The 19,399-nt window shown below is 40.0% G+C and carries 16 protein-coding genes and 1 tRNA gene; 8 read left to right on the plus strand and 9 right to left on the minus strand.

What is annotated here, in order from left to right:
* Window positions 1-57: 57 nt before the first annotated feature.
* A complete protein-coding gene (locus HX021_RS07190) occupies window positions 58-2,913 on the minus strand; it encodes a M16 family metallopeptidase (RefSeq protein ID WP_286589470.1) in 2,856 nt (951 codons plus the stop codon).
* A gap of 230 nt (window positions 2,914-3,143) precedes the next feature.
* On the opposite strand from HX021_RS07190, the gene xerD reads away from it, so the two are divergent.
* The 4 genes from xerD (at window position 3,144) to HX021_RS07210 (ending at window position 7,154) form a co-directional block, all read left to right on the plus strand.
* Entirely contained in the window at window positions 3,144-4,046 is a 903-nt protein-coding gene (xerD, locus tag HX021_RS07195) for a site-specific tyrosine recombinase XerD (RefSeq protein WP_286589471.1), read from the plus strand.
* Between the two features lie 123 nt (window positions 4,047-4,169).
* The gene (locus tag HX021_RS07200; protein WP_286589472.1) at window positions 4,170-6,476 is read left to right on the plus strand and encodes a TonB-dependent receptor; all 2,307 of its coding nucleotides are present in this window, start codon (window positions 4,170-4,172) and stop codon (window positions 6,474-6,476) included.
* Between the two features lie 11 nt (window positions 6,477-6,487).
* A complete protein-coding gene (locus HX021_RS07205; protein WP_286589473.1) occupies window positions 6,488-7,027 on the plus strand; it encodes a hypothetical protein in 540 nt (179 codons plus the stop codon).
* Between the two features lie 55 nt (window positions 7,028-7,082).
* Window positions 7,083-7,154, plus strand: a tRNA-Arg gene (locus HX021_RS07210).
* 92 nt (window positions 7,155-7,246) lie between these two features.
* Here HX021_RS07210 and HX021_RS07215 read toward each other — a convergent pair.
* The 3 genes from HX021_RS07215 to HX021_RS07225 all read right to left on the minus strand — a co-directional run bounded on the left by HX021_RS07215 (window position 7,247) and on the right by HX021_RS07225 (window position 10,660).
* The gene (locus HX021_RS07215) at window positions 7,247-8,347 is read right to left on the minus strand and encodes an acyl-CoA dehydrogenase family protein (protein WP_286589474.1); all 1,101 of its coding nucleotides are present in this window, start codon (window positions 8,345-8,347) and stop codon (window positions 7,247-7,249) included.
* A complete protein-coding gene (gene pnuC, locus HX021_RS07220) occupies window positions 8,322-8,942 on the minus strand; it encodes a nicotinamide riboside transporter PnuC (RefSeq protein ID WP_286589475.1) in 621 nt (206 codons plus the stop codon). Before pnuC ends, HX021_RS07215 begins: the two co-directional genes overlap by 26 nt.
* A gap of 218 nt (window positions 8,943-9,160) precedes the next feature.
* Complete coding sequence (locus HX021_RS07225; RefSeq protein ID WP_286589476.1) at window positions 9,161-10,660, minus strand: malate:quinone oxidoreductase; 1,500 nt, start codon at window positions 10,658-10,660, stop codon at window positions 9,161-9,163.
* Between the two features lie 315 nt (window positions 10,661-10,975).
* Between HX021_RS07225 and fabG the strand changes: the two genes are divergently transcribed.
* Both fabG and HX021_RS07235 read left to right on the plus strand, forming a co-directional pair.
* Entirely contained in the window at window positions 10,976-11,719 is a 744-nt protein-coding gene (fabG, locus tag HX021_RS07230) for a 3-oxoacyl-[acyl-carrier-protein] reductase (protein WP_286589477.1), read from the plus strand.
* Between the two features lie 166 nt (window positions 11,720-11,885).
* Complete coding sequence (locus tag HX021_RS07235; RefSeq protein WP_286589478.1) at window positions 11,886-12,866, plus strand: LuxE/PaaK family acyltransferase; 981 nt, start codon at window positions 11,886-11,888, stop codon at window positions 12,864-12,866.
* 123 nt (window positions 12,867-12,989) lie between these two features.
* On the opposite strand, the gene ypfJ is transcribed toward HX021_RS07235, so the two are convergent.
* Window positions 12,990-13,859, minus strand: a complete 870-nt coding sequence (ypfJ, locus tag HX021_RS07240) for a KPN_02809 family neutral zinc metallopeptidase (RefSeq protein WP_286589479.1) — start codon at window positions 13,857-13,859, stop codon at window positions 12,990-12,992.
* 441 nt (window positions 13,860-14,300) lie between these two features.
* On the opposite strand from ypfJ, the gene HX021_RS07245 reads away from it, so the two are divergent.
* Window positions 14,301-14,882, plus strand: a complete 582-nt coding sequence (locus HX021_RS07245; RefSeq protein WP_286589480.1) for a PhnA domain-containing protein — start codon at window positions 14,301-14,303, stop codon at window positions 14,880-14,882.
* A 71-nt stretch (window positions 14,883-14,953) separates the two neighbouring features.
* Here HX021_RS07245 and HX021_RS07250 read toward each other — a convergent pair whose 3' ends face one another.
* Together HX021_RS07250 and HX021_RS07255 are read right to left on the minus strand one after the other, a co-directional pair.
* Entirely contained in the window at window positions 14,954-15,880 is a 927-nt protein-coding gene (locus HX021_RS07250; protein ID WP_286589481.1) for a polysaccharide deacetylase family protein, read from the minus strand.
* 205 nt (window positions 15,881-16,085) lie between these two features.
* Window positions 16,086-16,622: a hypothetical protein gene (locus HX021_RS07255; RefSeq protein ID WP_286589482.1), complete on the minus strand. Its 537-nt coding sequence runs from the start codon at window positions 16,620-16,622 to the stop codon at window positions 16,086-16,088.
* Window positions 16,623-16,830: 208 nt separating this feature from the next.
* Here HX021_RS07255 and HX021_RS07260 point away from each other — a divergent pair, with 208 nt between their 5' ends.
* A complete protein-coding gene (locus HX021_RS07260) occupies window positions 16,831-17,367 on the plus strand; it encodes an NADPH-dependent FMN reductase (RefSeq protein ID WP_286589483.1) in 537 nt (178 codons plus the stop codon).
* Between the two features lie 80 nt (window positions 17,368-17,447).
* On the opposite strand, the gene HX021_RS07265 is transcribed toward HX021_RS07260, so the two are convergent.
* Both HX021_RS07265 and HX021_RS07270 read right to left on the minus strand, forming a co-directional pair.
* The gene (locus HX021_RS07265; protein ID WP_286589484.1) at window positions 17,448-18,314 is read right to left on the minus strand and encodes an aminotransferase class IV; all 867 of its coding nucleotides are present in this window, start codon (window positions 18,312-18,314) and stop codon (window positions 17,448-17,450) included.
* A 20-nt stretch (window positions 18,315-18,334) separates the two neighbouring features.
* Window positions 18,335-19,369 (minus strand): RluA family pseudouridine synthase, encoded by a 1,035-nt coding sequence (locus HX021_RS07270; protein ID WP_286589485.1) that lies wholly within the window; start codon window positions 19,367-19,369, stop codon window positions 18,335-18,337.
* Window positions 19,370-19,399: the final 30 nt, after the last annotated feature.

Below are 19,399 nucleotides of genomic sequence, written 5' to 3' on the forward strand. Positions count from 1 at the left end.
CTGTGTTTATCTGCCTGATCTCAGGCTCCCTTTTAGATCCTGGAATCTACATTTTCACTACTTTGAATCTGGCATAAGTATAAATTCAAAAAGCCTGTCACGTTTCAGATATCTATTAGCCACATCTTGTACAGATTTGGCCGTCACCTTATTTAAGTTTTCCACCCGACGGGTATATCTATTGATATCCAAGTCATTTTGATAAGAACTGGAAATGTAATTCAACCAGTAGCCATTTTCACGTAAGCTTAGTTCATTCTGCCTTTTTTGTTCCGCCACAAATTTTTCAATATCCACTTTGTCGGCACCTTGATCCTGTATCTTTTTCACTTCCTCCAGAGCAGAACTGATCAACGGATCAGCTTTATCAACTGCCGAACCAAAACCGATCGAAAAAGCATAACGTGCTTTAGGTAATTTACTGAAGCTGGCGCGGGCACCAACACCGTAAACACCACCTTCTTTCTCTCGCAGTCGCTCAAGCAATTTAATTGTCAATACACTTTCTAAAGCTTCCATATTGACATTCTCACTTTCACTATAGCTATAGTCTCCGTAATAAGCCAATTGGGTACTTGCTTTTTCTTCCTTGCCTTTATGAACCACCAGACGCTCCCCTTTAGTCGGTTCCAGAATATTTAAGTCTTTATAATTCTCTCCTCGTTTGACCGCGGGCAGGGAGGCAAGATAGGTCTCAATAAACGGTTTAATCTGCGCTTCATCAAATGATCCTACAATCGTAAACACAAAATCTGAAGCATCTGCAAACCGCTCTTTATAAATCGCCAATGCGCGGTCACGGTCAATTTTTGAAAGTGTTTCCACAGTAGGGTTCTGGCGGCGGACATTGTTCCCATAGAGCACTTCCTTCACTTTATCTGAAAAAACATTATTTGGATTGCTCAATCTATTTTCCAACGATCCTTTTGCTCTTGTCATTGTACTTTGGAAAACATCAGTATCTAAGCGAGGCTCTGTAAAATAGCCATAAATCAGCTCAAAAGCATTTTTCAATCCCTCTTTGTCCGTGCTTCCCGAAAGCCCCTCATAGCGTTCAGAAATATAAGGTGAGATCGACACCTCCTTTCCGGCAAGATATTTCGTCAGCTCCACATTGCTCATTTGCCCGACACCACTCGCATCGACCAATGAGGATGCATTTGAAGCGGAGAAATAATCTGCATCGGGGTATAGCGAGGTTCCCCCTGGGCTATAGGCCATTATCTGGATCTCGTCATTTTTAAAGTCTGTAGGTTTTAAAATAACCTTCACCCCATTGCTCAATACCCATTCTTTCGCCTGGACAGCTGTGATATCCTTTGAAGACACAATGGTACCTTTGGTAGGTTGTTTGGAAAGCAAAGGCAGATTAGAGACTTTGTCCTCGTAAGCAGTAACCGGGCTGTCTTCGACCGCTTTTATCCATCCCAAAACGGGTTGTTCTGTAGGCAAGTTTGCCTTTTCCTTTTCTGGCCCCATAATCAAGATATCACGATTTAAGTCGGTATAATATTTTTTAATCAGACCATTCACCTCTTCTAATTTCAGGGTCGGCAACAATTGTTTTGTTAACTGATAGGCATCTTCATTGCTCAATGCCGGTTCATTGTCAATGAAATGGTTCAAATAACGATTGACATAACTATCTGATTTCTTTTTATCGCGCTCAATATAGGACATTTCATTCCCTTTTTTCATATCTGCCAGCGCACGGTCCATTTCCGTTTGTGTAAAACCGTATTTTTGGATACGTTCAAACTCAGTGAGCATCGCTTTAAATCCAGACTCCAGCTCGCCTGGTTTAGGCACAACTAGCAATGAAAAGGTATTTAAGTTGGATACAAAATCACTGATGCTCCCTCCTGCCTGCATAAAAGGCGGATTCGGCTGTTGCATCATTTCCGAAAAGCGCCCCGCAATCATCTGGTTGAAAATACTTTTGAGCAATTCATTGCGATAATCCCCTACCGTAACTACCTTTTCTTTCTCATTTTTGATCAAGATCTGTGCAACGGTATAAGGCAATTCGGGATCTGAAAGGGTCAAAAATTGATTTTTATTCAATAAATCGACCCTATACTCTTTGCGTGGCAGTACCTTTTTAGGCATTGTCATGTCCGAAAATAATACCTTCACTTTCTCCTCAATGGCTTTGGGATCGATATCACCTACAACAATGAGTGCCTGTAAATCCGGGCGGTACCAATCCTGATGAAACTTTCGTATTTCGGTATACGGAAAAGTTTTTAAAACTTCCTCGGTACCAATAGGCAAACGTTTTGAATAAAGTGATCCGTTAAGCAGCATGGGGAAATACTGATCTTGCAATCGCTGTTGCACCCCTCTTCCACCACGTTTCTCTTCCAGGATAACACCCCTTTCTTTATCAATTTCCTCACCATCCAATAACGCATCCTGTGCCCAATCACGCATGACCTGTAATCCATTTTTCAATAGCTCCGGGTCATCTGAAGGGATGGGTAACTGATAAACTGTTTGATCAAAACTAGTATATGCATTCAGGTCAGAGCCAAATCGAACACCAGCCTTTTGCAAATAATTGACCAGTTCATTTTTAGGGAAATGCTTCAAACCATTAAAGTTCATATGTTCCAAAAAGTGAGCTAAACCAAGTTGTTTTTCATTTTCCAGAATAGAGCCAGCCTTCATACCCAAATACATGGTAACGCGCCCCTTGGGCTCTGTATTTTTGCGGATAAAATAGGTGAATCCATTTTTTAGTTTACCGGTGACAACTTCATTGTCGAAAGGCAATTTTTGATTTAAGGACAAACTATCCTGTACCAGAATAGCTCTGGCTTCAGCAGTCAAGCTGGATGGCATCTTTGCATGCACAACATAGAAAGTCGCTGGCAGTAAAAAGGCCAGTGCAAGTGGTTTAATGAATTTCATAAAAATGATCTCTTTTTTTTAGTCAGTTATTTTTTTGCTAATTGTCTATATTAGGGTAAACGGAACTGGAGACCGATTGTCCCGATAAATAGTAAAAACAGATAAATAATATTAATATTCCCATATGGAATGGTACATCTTATTGCTGTTGCCCATGATTTATAGAAATACGCTTAAAAATATAGAATATCTTTCGAAAAGAATAATAGTTAATTGTAATTTTGTTGCAAATGGATTTTGTCAGCTGGAATTTAACAAAAAAAGAATTTGAACAATTTCTAAAGTTCGAACGTGGTTTGAGTACCAATTCGATCGCTGCTTATTTAAATGATGTGGTCAAATTTCAGATCTACTGTGAGGACAATAACCTTGCCCTGGATAAAATTGTTAGAAAAGATATTCAGAATTTTTTGGCCTGGTTGCAGGAATTCAATATTTCACCATATACACAGTCCAGGCTGATCTCAGGCTTAAAGACTTTTTTCGGATTCCTGATCATTGAACACAACCTAGACCATAATCCTACCGATCTCCTACAGGCTCCCCGCTTGTCACGAAAATTACCCAGCGTACTGAGTATCCATGAAATTGATCAACTGATCAGTGCCATTGACCTTTCAACGGCTGAAGGAGAAAGAAATAAAACGATCATTGAAGTTCTATACGGCTGTGGCCTCCGGGTTTCTGAACTTGTCAGTCTGAAGATTTCAAATCTGTTCCTTGACGTAGAGTTTATCAAGGTAGAGGGCAAAGGCAGCAAAGAACGCCTTATCCCCATTGGTCAACAGGCGATAAAACATCTCAAAATCTATCTGGAAGATATTAGACCTCATATCAATATCAAAGCAGGAAATGAGGATATTGTTTTTCTGAATAGAAGAGGAACCGCCTTGTCCCGGGTGATGATCTTCTTAATTATCAAAGAATTGGCTCAAAAAATAGGTTTACAAAAAACCATCAGCCCACATACGTTCAGACATAGTTTTGCCTCCCACCTGGTAGAAGGAGGTGCCGATCTGAGGGCAGTGCAGGATATGCTGGGACACGAAAGTATTACCACTACTGAAATATATACACACATTGACAGAGATTATCTCCATTCCGTCATCACCCAATACCATCCAAGATCTTAATATTAATTTCGGACAATACATCCTATCTTGAATGCTTGGCTGCTGAATAATGCAACTTTGTTTATTTTAATTTGCAATATGATGCAACTTTGTTGTATTTTTGCAGCGTCAACAACATGATGAATGAAAACAACAGCAATAGCTATAGGAATATCTTTCGCTTTAACGTCATTGTCTGTATCCGCACAACAGAGACGGGTAGAGACAATATGGATAAAGGGTAAAATACTCGATGCGCAAAGTACTGCGCCAGTACATGGTGCAAATATCCATTATCAAGGGCATCGCCAAACAATTATATCTGGTCTAAATGGTACATTCAGTATAAAAGACCAAATCGCTCTACCCTTAACAATCGTTACCACTTCAGTAGGTTATGAACCCGACACAACCACAATCCATGACCTTAAGCCATTTGTAATCCGGTTAAGACCCGAAGTACGGCATTTGCAGGAAGCTGAGGTCATGGGACGCATCAATACTCCACAAGTTTCCCGCAGGCTGGATGCAGCGACACTAAAAGACAATCAATACAAATCGCTTGCAGAAGTACTGCTGGACATTGCCGGAGTTGGTATGTTGAGCACCGGCACAACGATCAACAAGCCTATTGTCAATGGCCTCTACGGTAACAGACTGGCCATCATGAATAACGGAATCAAACTGGAAAGCCAGCAATGGGGTTCCGATCATGCACCTGAAATAGACGTATTTTCATCTCATTCCCTGACAGTCGCCAAAGGAGCCGAGAGTCTACGTTACGGTGCCGAAGCACTTGGGGGAGCCATTTTAATCTCACCAAAAAGCTGGAGTCAGATCCATGGATTTCAGGGCAACCTGAGCCAGATCATCCAATCCAATGGCCGTGGGTTTCAGACCGCAGCCGACTTGGAAGGTCTTACAGGAATTAACAATCTAAAATTCCGCTTCAATACCAACTATGCAAAAAGTGGCAATAGGCGGGCTCCCGATTATTATCTCAATAATACAGGACAGGAACTTTTTAATTTCAATATAGCATTGGGCTACCAGATCAAAGATGCACTACTTGAATTGAGTTACAAAAATTATGATAACCGCTCTGGCATCCTATCTTCCACTCATATTGGTGATGTACAATCCTTTCAGGAACGAATTGCCTATGGCCGTCCCTATCCAGTGGAAGACCTCGGTTTTTCATACCATATTGATGCACCTCGTCAGCAAGTAAAGCATCAGATCCTTCAACTTGGTTATGAACAGAAATTGAACGATCATGCATCTCTGTCGGCAAAATATGCGTTCCAGATCAACCACCGACAGGAATATGATAAACGGAGAGCCGGACGGTCAGCTATCCCGAGCATGGATTTAGAACTTTTAACGGGTTCGCTGGATCTTTCTTATATCCACAAAATGGAACATAGTCAACTAACACTGGGTACACAGGTCGAGAATCAAGTAAATAACAACATACCCGGTACATTCAATACACCTTTGATCCCGAATTACGATTCCTTCACGCTCGGTGCTTATGGAATCTATCAGTGGAATAGAAATCAGTGGTTGTATGAACTTGGAGCACGATTTGATCACAAGACATTCAATGCCCTGGGCTATGACTTTTTTGGCCAGCAATACGGAAGAAATGATCGATTCAATAATTTTTCCGGCAATATAGGAGCTTCTTATATCTTGGACAATCACATCAATTTTAAATCCAACCTGGGCCTGGCCTGGCGAGCACCTTCAGCACAGGAGCTATACAGTCAAAATATCCATCAGAGCACAGCAAGATACGAAAAAGGAAATGCTAACTTAAATTCAGAGCAAGGGTTTAAATGGACAAATTCAATCAATATACAGGAAAACAAAAACTTCCTGAATATCGATATCTATGCGAATTATATCAACAACTATATTTATGCAAGGCCCAATGGTGAGTTTATCCAAAACCTGGCTGGTACCTTTCCTATCTGGCAGTTTGTTCAGAATAAGGTTATATTGGGCGGTATTGATATCCAGGGTAAATATCAATTAAATTCTACCTTAAGCTATCTGGCCAATGCTTCCTATATCTATGCGCGTAACATTGATGAAGATGCTTATTTACCTTTGATCCCACCATTAAGTTACCGGCACAGGATCGTTTTTGACCGGGTATACGAACAATCTTGGATCAATGCCTTACAGGTTGCCCTCATCCAGGAAATCAACGCCAGACAGTTTGCGACAACGACCAAATACGAAATGGCTCCCGCGCCGCATGCCTACCAATTGTTGCACACCTATGTTAAAATGGACCATAAGTTCAAAAAACACAGCCTTTCGGGCAAACTTGAAGTAAATAATCTTCTGAATACAACCTATAAATCTTATACTGATCTGTTTCGCTATTACGCACATGGATTGGGAAGAAATATTCAATTATCCATAAACTATTCATTCTAATCATTAACAACATGAGAAAAACGCAAGCTATCTTTTTATTTGTTGCCACATTTGCGGTGCTATTTACATCTTGTAAAAAAGATGACCCTGTTCACGAACATGACAATGAAGAAATCCAAAGCATTAAATTTACCTTTACGGATGAAAACAGCAAGGAGCAGGTCGAGTTATCTGTCAATGCAACCGACAGTAAAGAAAAGGAGCTTATCCTGAAAAAGGGTGGTGACTATAAATTATTGATCAATATGTACGACTTTGAGGGGCATGAGGTAACACAGGAAATTAAGGACGATGCCGAAGATCATCAGTTCTTTTTCGTTGGCCCAACGAGCGATCAGGTTAAATTCACCTACCTCGATGCGCAGATTGGTTTAGCGTCAAGATGGGAGATTAAACAACAGGCACCGGCCAAGCCCATGAACGTTGTTTTGATGCATGGCCTTAATAAACAAAAAGTTAGTCCTGAAAACTGGAATAGCATCAATTATGAAAGTCTGGGCGGTGGAACGAAAGACATCAATGTGAACGTAATTCTTACACTAAAAGATTAAATTTTATGGCAAAGATTATTTGTAAGATCTAGAAAATAGTATATCTTTGCCACACGTCCCCGTAGTTCAATGGATAGAATTACAGATTCCGGTTCTGTCGATATGAGTTCGAATCTCGTCGGGGACACTTTCCTATTTAACACATAAAAAAAGACTATTCATGAATAGTCTTTTTTTTTACAACATCCCCGATTATCTGCCTATAGCTTGCAAACTTATTTAGCGGTTATTTGCATTTTTTTGTAACAATTTATGCTGGGATGCTGTAAAGACATTTCGAAAAATAATGTTGATCTCATTGTCTTTAGCGGCTCCAGCAATACCAGTGTAAGGATATACCTTGGTGATATTCGTAACTATTTCCGCCACAAAATTGCGGCTTTCAGTTGCTATGCGCTCAAAAAGAGATGAATTATCGCCTTTATCGTACAGATTTTTCCAGGAATGTTCCGCCAGTGCCATTATGGTCTTCCTTTTGTCTAAATAATTTTGTTGAAGCGTATCCAATATCTTAAAGGCAGCTTTACTTTCCACAGGATCCCATTTACTTTCATTGGACCTGACAATAAATAATTTCTCAACTAGATCGATAAACCGATGATACATTCCCATAAAATTCACCAGTAGGGTCAATTCGGCAAAGGGCATGAATGGATATTGATACAAATATTCCCCACGGGTTGTTCTGGATGCATCAATCGAAAAAGATTGGTTTTCATAAGCAAAAACGTCATTCAGGGAAAAAGAATGCGATGCCGTCGCCTCCAGCCCAAATGTATCCCAATCGTAATGAATAAGTACATCATCACGGTTAACAAAGAAGGATTTCACAAGTGGATTTCCATCCTTATCAAAAACTGGCTGGCCAGCTTCTTGAATGCGGGCATTCAAGGTAAAATGGGTCAGATGCGGGGCGCCTGTAGCATATTTCCAGATTCCCTTTAGCCGATATCCAGTTCCTTCACGTTCAGCGACACCAGACACTTGTCCACTCCCCCCAAAGCATACTTCTTTAGCAGCAAAAATATCATCTCCAACAGTAGTATCGATAAATCCCACGAAGAGATTGGCTCCTGCGCAAAGGGTCGTCGTCCAAGCAAATCCACCATCCCAATAGGCCAAGTCTTCCAATAAAACAAGTCCCTCAACCAGATTCAGCTCCAATCCACCTAATGATTTAGGAACCCAGATCTTAAACCATTTTTTACGGTAAATCAATTCCAGCTGTTCATCAGATAAGGTTTTCTTTTGGATCCCCTTATATTGATTGTCTTTCAAAATCGCCATATCATTATCATTCAGTTGCATATCTTTCTTCATCTCGTAATATTCTCCGCCAATTAAAATATCCGCTAAAAGCCATAATAAATAAAAACAATGTCAAACCCGCATAAAGAAATAGTCCTTTGTGCATGAGTAATGGGATCGCCATCAGATTGCTGACGTTCAACAACATCCAATTTTCAATTTTTCGCTTTGCCAATAGCCACATTCCAGCCCAAGCTGTACAGGACACCAATGAGTCCCAAAGTGGCACATCTGAATCCGTTAAATGCACCAATCCAAAATAAAATAACAAGAAGCCAGCGAGACAGATAAAACCAACAATCCGCCAATCTTTATCTGTACAGCGCGATATCTGTACAACAGGACCACGGCTATATTGCCAATAAATCCAGCCATAAATGCTCATGATCAAATAATATACATGCAACAATATCTCAGCATACAATTTTGCATGGAATAACACATAGACAGATATGATAATTCCGATAATCCCAAACAAGTAATGGATCGATTTATTTAGCCGGGAAAACCAAACCTGCAAAACACCAAAAAACACCCCCAGCCATTCGGCAGTGGCGGTCTGTTGCATTTGTTTTGAAATTGCTTCTAAAATGGTGAGGTCAGTCATTCAAAAGTGTTTATTCTATTGTTCAATTATTACCAAAACACTTATGAGAGGAAAACGGAGATTTCTCTTGGAATCAATTCCCTACGCCAGCATTATCTGGATCAGGTATATAAAAGCGATTGTAAAAGGAAATACAATCGCTTTTATTGGGTATCATCTCAGCCAAAATAATCAAAGATTATTTTTAGCACCCCATAAGTATATTTTTATTAAACGGGTTAATCGATGTCGATCAACTTCAATGCTTTATGCGTACGCATCCGAGTTTCTCTGCAAAGTCCAGCGTCGTCATTTAATGATTTTCCATGGGATGGAATCATTTCACGCAGCTTTTTCCGATACTCATCTGATTTTGCACGTTCAGGGAAACATTTTTTCAAGAGGCTGATCATAATAGCGACGGAAGTTGATGCGCCTGGGGAAGCCCCTAATAATGCTGCTATGGAACCATCTGCACTTGACACGACTTCAGTACCAAATTCTAATATCCCACCTTTCTTTTCATCTTTTTTGATAACCTGAACACGTTGTCCTGCTTTTTCAATAACCCAATCTTCTAATTTTGCTGTGGGCATAAATTGTTTTAAAGACTCCAATTTGTCTTTTGGCGATTTCATGACTTCAGTAATCAAGTATTTGGTCAAAGGCAAATTATCAAGCCCGGCCGATAACATTGGACGGATATTGGACAATTTGATAGATGCAGGTAAATCGAAATAGGATCCTTGTTTCAAAAATTTTGTTGAAAAACCAGCATAAGGTCCAAAAAGTAAAGCCTGTTTACCATCAATATAGCGTGTATCCAAATGTGGTACAGACATCGGGGGAGCCCCTACGGATGCTTTTCCATAGACTTTGGCATGATGTGTATTGATAATATCCTCATTGACACATCTCAACCATTGTCCTCCTACTGGAAAACCACCATATCCTTTTGCTTCTGGAATACCCGATTTTTCCAGTAGCAACAAAGAGTGCCCACCGGCGCCGATAAATACAAATTTTGCTTTTATTTCTCTTTTCGCACCAGTTTTCAGATCTTTTACTTCAACTTCCCATCGACCATCATCTTCACGGTCAATATCGATCACTTCGTGATGTAAGGAAATCTTGATATTTTCTTTGGTAGCAAGGTTATTAATCAAATCGCGTGTAAGCGAACCAAAATTCACATCAGTACCCAAATCCATTTTTGTTGCCGCAATTTTCTCATTTGCATCACGGCCTTCCATCATTAATGGAATCCATGATTTCAACAATTCAGGATCTTCTGTATAATCCATTCCTTTAAACAAGTTCTGGGTTGTTAATGTTTCCCATCTTGTTTTTAAGAACTTCACGTCTTTTTCACCAAAAACTGCACTCATATGCGGAATGCTACGGATAAAATTCTCCGGTTGAGTGATAATCCCCTTGTCCACTAAGTAAGACCAAAATTGCTTGGAAACTTCAAATTGCTCCGCAATCTTCACTGCTTTATCAATCTTTACCGAACCGTCTTTCTGTTCTGGTGTATAATTTAATTCGCACAGCGCGGAGTGTCCTGTACCAGCATTATTCCATGCGTCAGAGCTTTCTGCCGCCACAACATCCAAACGCTCAAGAATTTCAATATTAACGTCTGGGCTCAATTCATTAATTAGAGTACCCAAAGTAGCACTCATAATACCGGCGCCGATCAGAACAACGTCAACTTCTGTATTTGATTTTTTGCTCATGTTTTTGTGATTGATGCAAATTTAATATAGTTTTTGATAAACCCCCAAGTCTTTTGTCAAAAAACTGTACTTTTTAGAAACACTTATTCAAAAATACCATTGATTTATTAAAATAATCCTAAGTGTTCATCCAATGTCTTCGTGTTTGTCCTTCATGCAACATCTTTTAATTTAAATACAATGTATAGGAATAAACAGGAGAAACAGGGCTTATGTTTTTTGCTTTTTAGCTCCGTTATTTACCGAAAGATTTTGTGTTATAATATAGTTTTAACATTTTTGCAGAACATCGACGAATAACATTATACTCAATATATGAAAATACTTGAAGGAAAAATTGCTTTGATCACAGGTGCATCCAAAGGAATTGGAAGAAAGATTGCTGAAGTTTTTGCACAGCATGGTGCCAATGTTGCTTTCACTTACCTTTCGTCCGTAGAAAAAGGGCAAGCTTTGGAACAGGAGCTTCAGGCCTACGGCACAAAAGTAATTGGATATCGCTCAGATGCTTCAAAATTTGAAGAGGCAGAACAGCTGATTAATGCTATTGTGGCTGATTTTGGCAGCTTGGATATTGTGGTCAACAATGCCGGCATTACTAAAGATGGCTTATTAATGCGTATGACCGAAGAAAATTGGGATGATGTCCTAAACGTCAACTTGAAGTCTGTATTTAACGTTACTAAAGCTGCTTCAAAAATAATGATGAAAAACCGCAAAGGTTCTTTTATCAATATGTCTTCAGTCGTCGGGGTACAGGGAAATGCTGGTCAGGCCAATTATGCGGCTTCCAAAGCTGGTATTATAGGTTTCACTAAATCTGTTGCTAAAGAATTGGGCTCACGTAATATCCGTGCAAACGTGGTTGCCCCAGGCTTTATTCGTACTGAAATGACCGATGTTTTAGATCCTAAGGTTGTCGCAGGCTGGGAAGCTGGTATTCCGTTAAAACGTGCCGGCGAACCCGAAGATGTTGCCAATGCATGTCTGTATTTAGCTTCTGATTTATCGGCATATGTCACTGGTCAGGTTCTTCCTGTTGATGGTGGCATGTTGTAGCTGATACAACATAAAACGACTAAAAATGGTTTCTGGTTTCACTCAAGTTAGACACCATTTTTAGTTCAATATTAGCACGTGCCAACTAGCTCTCCCCCTTTCCTTGTGCAGGTATGCCCAGATCCTGTTTTTTTTAACTAATTTTGTCAATCAATATTTAAATGCCATGACGAATTGGACGGATTTTTTTGAGATTCAAACAGAGGAAGACTTTAATCTCCATTGCTTAGAAACTTATCAGTTCCAACTCCAGCATTGTCAGGTATATCGGGATTACGTCACCTTATTGGGCCGCAGAAAGAATGATGTCCAACATTACAGCGAGATTCCTTTCATGCCGATCGAATTTTTCAAGACACAACAGATCCTCACTGCAGGAATGCAACCGCAAATCGTATTTTCCAGTTCGGGCACAACTGGTATGGTCACCTCTAAGCATTTTGTTGCCGATGTGACCATCTACGAACGCACATTTCGAAACATATTCGAAACATTTTATGGTCCACTTCACGATATTGCCATTCTTGCTCTGTTGCCCTCTTACCTCGAAAGAACAGGATCATCCCTGATCTATATGATTGATGACCTCATGAAACAGAGCAAGCAGGCTGAAAGTAATTATTTCCTTTATAATCATCAAGAATTGTATCAAACACTTCTCCAACTTAAAAATAAAGGAACCAAAACCATCCTTTTCGGTGTTACTTATGCCCTTCTCGATTTTATTGAAAAATACAGTTTCGAGTTTCCGGACCTCATTATTATGGAAACTGGAGGAATGAAAGGAAAACGTAAAGAAATGGTCAAGGAAGAGATCCATCAGCTTCTTGAAGATGCCTTTGCGGTGAGTGGCATACATTCTGAATACGGTATGACAGAATTACTCTCGCAAGGATATTCATCGGGTAAAGGGATCTTTCGGCTTCCAAAATGGATGAACATATTAATCAGAGATACCAATGATCCACTAAGCTTGATCTCATCAAACAAGACTGGAGGAATTAATGTCATCGATTTGGCCAATCGTTATTCCTGCTCGTTCATCGCTACGCAGGACTTAGGTCGGGTACATCAGGATGGGTCGTTTGAAATACTGGGCCGTTTTGATCAAAGTGATATCCGTGGTTGTAACTTGCTCGTCCAATAAAAGCATTAGAAAGCAGTTGGTGTACAGCACAAAAGAAATGATACAATCAAATAAGGGCTTATGAGCAGATGCTCATAGGCCCTTATTATGATTTATAACAACAGATCTGAGTTTAAATAGATTTTATCGTAAGCTAGGATCTTCAAAAGTATTTCCGGAATTCATATCACCCGAGTCATAGCCTTTCTTAAACCAGGCCATTCGTTGTTCAGATGTACCATGTGTAAACGATTCAGGAACGGCATATCCCTGTGCTTCGGTCTGCAGCTTATCATCACCAACAGCTTCTGCAGCTTTCATCCCGTCCATAATATCGTTATAATCAATTTTGATATCTGTATATTCATTGAGATAATGCGCCCATACACCTGCATAAAAATCGGCCTGTAACTCAGTCATAACCGAAATTTTATTATTTTCCCGCTCACTTAATTTTCCACGGGCCTGATTGGTCTTCGGCAATAAGCCCACCAGCTGTTGAATATGATGTCCCACCTCATGGGCAATGACATAAGCCATCGCAAATTCGCCTTTTGCACCAAACTTTTCGGAAAGTTCACGGCTAAAGCTCAGGTCCAAATAAATCTTTTGGTCTCCTGGACAGTAAAACGGTCCATATGAAGCTTGCCCCATACCACATCCATCTGTCTGTGTCCCACCATCATAAAACACCAGGGTTGTCGGCGTATAAGTTTCTTGCATCTGTTCCTTGAATAACTTGCCCCAGACATCTTCTGTGCTCTGGAGCACGGTCAACGAAAATTCAGTCAATCTTTTTTCTTCAGGATTCAACTCACGTGGTTGCCCAGACTGCTCAGTCGGTGTCCCCATGTTTTGTGCCTGCTGCAACAATTGCATGGGATCTCCGCCCATCAAAAAACCGATTACCAATACAATAATACCTCCAATACCCCCCAAGGCAATCTTTCCACCTCCAGACATCCCTCTACGATCCTCAAAATTGCCACTTTGTTTACCTCCTTGCCATTTCATAATACGTATCTTTTATTCCAGTTAATAATTTTATTATTTACCGTTGAATACAAATTCAATACCAATATCGCCTTGCTTTCAAAATTATTTTCAACAGCACAGCCTTTATTCACTGCAGGGCAAATTATGGTCTTATATCCCTTATTCTCCTACCCTAAATAGCAAATCCTCATCAGATCAAAATAATTGCCCCCAAGCTGACAAGCCAATCAGAAAGTCTACTGGTCCTATCGCTTTTCTGCTTTAAATCCCGTCATTAACCACGAAGCGGTACCATACATTAGCGAGCAAACCGCAGTACAGTAACTTTCTAAAAAAAACATATCCATTAGATACACAATAAAATAGTGATATTTATATACAAAACTCATTCACATACATTCGATAATAATTGCATCTAAAAACAAATTTATCTAAGTTTGGGCTTTTATTGAAACTAACATGAAATTAGAAGAACAATTATTAGCTCGAGCTGGGGGAAAATGTGAATTGACAGGTTTGGAAACCAATTTAACGGCTTATATTTTACCTCCAGAGACCACTTCCACATCGGAAAACACTTTGCTGATTTCAGAAACTTTAGTTCAGCAGCTTAACAAGACTGAGCAGCTTAATCCGGACGACTGGAAATTTCTTCCCAATGCGATGTGGTCCGAGAATCCCGCTATACAGATCGTATGCTGTCGTATGCTGAACCGCTTGAAAAATGAAGGCTGGGCTTCAGAAGCCTTAGATATCCTTTATCTTGATGATGAGACCTTGGCCGAGGCAAAGAAAACAGGTGATCATGAAAATGATGGTTATGTATCATTCCATGAGGATAGTATCGGCCAACGTTTATTGGAAGGAGATACCGTCGTACTCACTAAAACATTGGACGTAAAGGGTTCTTCATTAAAAGCAACATTAGGTACTGTTGTTAAAAATATTCGTTTAGTAGCCGACAATATCGAACAGATAGAAGGAAAAATTGAAGGTCAGACAATCGTTATTTTAACCAAATACCTCCGTAAACAAAACTAGAGATATCCTATTCATATTGACAGACTTAAACGGGTATGTTTAAGTCTGTCATATCAACTGTGACGGTTCGTTTAATTAGGATAATTGCGCATAAATTCAAATCGATAGTTAGGATGCTGTTTTAGACTATCGATCAGGTCAGATAAGAGCTTCTGCCCTTTTTTGGTTTGATACATATTATCATGCGTCAAAAGCACTACGTTATTTTTGGTATACGAGGTACCTTTATGGAGGAGATTTTTTATCTGAGTATATAACTGGTTTACCGTCAAGTCGGGTTTTCCCGTCACACCATTAATCTTCCATTCGCAATCCCAGCCCATAATTTTGTAACCATTCTGATGTAAGAGTTCAGCTGTGGAAGCTCCACTTTCCAGATCAATTCTTTTACGATCGCCCACGTACCAGATATTTCTGCCTGGTAATCGGACTATTTTATGTTCCAGACCCAATGACTGTTCGGCATGTTCAAAATCTTCAAATGCTGCCTGTGGATCTGCATAAAATGTGCTGTATTTATTGTGGGCATGCCAAAAGCTGTGGTTATAACAATCGACCAAAGGATTACTTTTATAACGTTCTGTATAACCATGTAGTTTCTTGCTCATTTTATCATGCTCGCCAATCAAAAAAGCACTGATCCGCACATCTTTAGCTGTGGCAATAGAGTCAAGATACTGACTGCCATTGAGTGGGCCATCATCAAAAGTAAGGTAAATATAACGTGGCGAGACAGAATCTGTCAGCAGCACTGTGGTATCCTTGGCTCCATGATAGGTTATACTCTCTTCCATCTTGGTGATGGAATCTTTACGCAATGAATCTACCTTACTAATCGAATCCTGCACAATAATGAGGCTGTCTCTCTTGTGCTGTGCCATGTCGACCGAATCCAGCCGTTTCACTTTATTGCCTTCGATTCGATCACAGGAATGCAATCCCAGCATCACTATCCCCACACAAACGGACATGATGTCCCAATTACCCACTTTCTTCATTACAAAAATTAACTTATATTCTACAGGTTTTCAGCGCAATACACAGCATTTTTTTATGGAAAGCAATCCAAAGCACCACTAGCGCAAAAATAAGATAATTTTCATTAATCAGCGCGTAATATTTTTTAATTTATATCCAAAAAAAAGGAATCTACTGGTGGTAAATTCCTTTTTGATATGTTAAATGATAAATCGAAATACGGGATTAATGTCCATGTCTTCCACCATGGCCGTGACTGTTACCATGACCACGTCCATGTCCACCACGACCATGTCCTCTTCCCTTATCATGATGCCCTCTGCTGTTCCATGAAGAGTGCCCATGGCTCCGTCTGCGGTCGCTGGCAAACGAATATCCACTATGACCATGGTGACGGTCACGAATGGCGACTTGCCTTCCACGTGAATGTCCATATCGACTTCTATAACGATCATGGTGACGCCAAGGTGTACGGTCGTTGATTACCACTTTATGTGCTCTGTAAAAATCATAATGACGATATCTTCTCGGTAACCTTGACCTTCTTATCCATCCACCATTATCATAATAGACATACACCCTTGCCGGAACGTCATAATACATATTATACTCAGGAATATAATAATAACGAGCATAATCATAACCTGCAGGTCCCCAGCTCGGTTGGCTTCCGATATTCACACTAACACTGATCTGCGCCTTGGCAGAACCGACGGTAAAAAGTGCCGCAACAATCGCAACCGTGTAAAACAATTTTTTCATAAGTAGCTCCTCCCTATAGTTTTGTAATTTCTTCTTTACTCTACGACAACAAACTGTATGCAAAAGATTAAAGGTTAAATGTTAATTTTTGTTAACAAAATGATAATCAACTCATAATAAACAAGTTAATTATACGACTGTTGGTAAGCGCAAACCAAACTTTTTATCCGTCAAATTGTTCACTCTTTAATACCTCAATTGAATCATCATGAATCAGCATAATATAGGCATATTGGTAGGCAGTTTAAGAAAAGGCTCGTACAACAAAAACATCGCACAATTCATCCTTGATCAAAATCCGACAAGTTTTTGCTATAAGATTATTGAGATTGGTGACCTTCCTTTATATAATCAGGACTTTGATGATGAAGGGCCTACCCCGGAAACATATATACGTTTTCGCAAAGAAATAGCATCCTTAGATGCTGTTCTTTTCATTAGTCCTGAATATAATCGATCTGTTCCCGCTGTGTTGAAAAATGCCATTGATGTAGGATCCCGACCTTATGGCAAAAATCAGTGGGATGGAAAGCCTGCTGCCATATTAACATCCTCAACAGGGGTTTATGGTGGTTTTGGGGCCAACCATCATCTTCGGCAGTCCCTTGTTTTTGTCAATATCCACCCCATGCAGCAGCCCGAAGCTTATTTGGGCAATATCAAAGACTCTGTTGGAACGGATGGAAAAATAGCATCTCAAAAAACAATTGAATTCTTACTCAGTTTCAAAAATGCGTTTGAATAATGGGTAATACGTATCTCATGATAAAGGGGAGCTGTTAAAGCTCCCCTTTATCATGAATATCTTTCAGCTCTTGCTTTTACCTAAAGCTGATCTTCGTTTGAGTCGTAATTCCAGGTCAATAACTTATCTTGTAAAATTCGGGATATTTTGTTGAAATAACGTTTTTGCTTATACCCCATCACCCATTGAACACCGTGTACAGCATTTGTACAGAAAATCTCATCTGCCCTTTTCATAATTTCGGGGCTTATTTGTGCCTCTACAACTTCAATTCCTTCTGCTTTGGCAATATCCATGACCACACGGCGCATGATGCCTTCGATACAGCCTTCAGAGAGCGCTGGTGTATAAAGTACTTTCTCATAATATACAAAGATATTGGACGTCAGGGATTCACAGAGATGGCCTTCCTGATTTAAGATCAGCACATCGTCAAAAGCCATCTTCTTCTTGTAAATACCTGCCAGCACGTAGATCTGAGAGTTTAGGGACTTTAATTTTGAGAGATCACTATAGGGTTTCTTAAACTCATTGTATAACCCCACAATCAGACCGACTTTTTTATCTCTGAGATTAGGTTCCAAGCGTTGGACCTGCAATACAAAGCCGGGTTTATTTGTGGTGGGACTGTACAATCCACCCCCTGCCCTATAGACAATAAGCCGAATGCGGACCTGTTGTCCCAGCATGTTATTCTTGCGAATCAGTTCTTCTGTTTTAGAACGGATAAAAAATTCGTCAAAAAGATTAGCATCATCTAGATGAAGAAGATCCATCCCCTGCTGTAATCGTTCAACATGAAAATTCAGAAAGCGGATATCACCGTCCTTGTACAACATCGTTTCGAACAATCCATCTCCATAACGAAAACCTCTATTTTCTACGGCAAATATTTCCTGTTCTTCGGGTACGATATTGCCATTAAAATTGATATAGTTTATTGGCATTTTTATTTCTTTTCTAAATTTTAATCATTTCCAATAGCCATGGAATTGGCAGCATAATTACGCCACTTTTCTAAAGCTAAACGAAAATCTTCCGGATATGGTACTTCAAAGTACATATTTTCTTTTGTGGTCGGATGAATAAATCCCAGAACCTGTGCATGAAGTGCTTGTCGGGGGAGTAATGAGAAGCAATTATCCACAAATTGTTTATATTTCGAAAAAACGGTCCCTTTCAATATTTTATCGCCACCGTACATGGCATCACTGAATAAAGGATGGCCTATTGATTGCATATGCGTGCGTATCTGGTGGGTACGACCGGTCTCTAACTGGCACTCGATCAGGGTAACATATCCCAGTCGTTCAAGCACTTTGTAATGTGTCACGGACCACCTGCCCTGACTTTCCTGATCATACATTGCCATGATGCGCCTATCTTTCAGATGCCGACCTATATATCCTGTAACCGTTCCATCCTCTTTCAGATCCCCCCAGACCAATGCGATGTATTTACGGGTGATACTATGGTCAAAGAACTGTTTCGCCAAAAAGGCCATCGATTTCTCATTCTTGGCAATGACCAACAATCCTGAGGTGTCTTTATCTATCCGGTGCACCAATCCAGGGCGATCCGAATTTCCTGGCAGCTGTGGTAACTGCTGAATGTGATGGGTCAGGGCATTCACCAGGGTTCCCGTATAATTGTTATACCCTGGGTGGACGACCATTCCAGCCTCTTTATTGACAATCAACACATCATCATCCTCATATTTAATATCCAAAGGGATGTTTTCTGGATAAACTTCGTTGTCTCGCGGTGGATCTGGCAATACCAAGGTAATCACATCGGCGGGCCTAACTTTATAACTCGCCTTGATCTCCTTTCCGTTAACCATGACAGAACCAGCCTCAATGGCGTGCTGGATTTTACTCCGAGTCGCATTCTCCACTCTGTTCATCAGATATTTATCAATACGGAGTAAAGCCTGGCCTTTATCCACCTCAATGCGTAGATGTTCAAATAACTCTTGTTCTTCTTGATCTTGCGATCCCATTTGTTCTGTCATTTTACAAAAATAAACCAA

The organism is Sphingobacterium sp. N143, assembly GCF_030325625.1.
Taxonomy (GTDB): domain Bacteria; phylum Bacteroidota; class Bacteroidia; order Sphingobacteriales; family Sphingobacteriaceae; genus Sphingobacterium.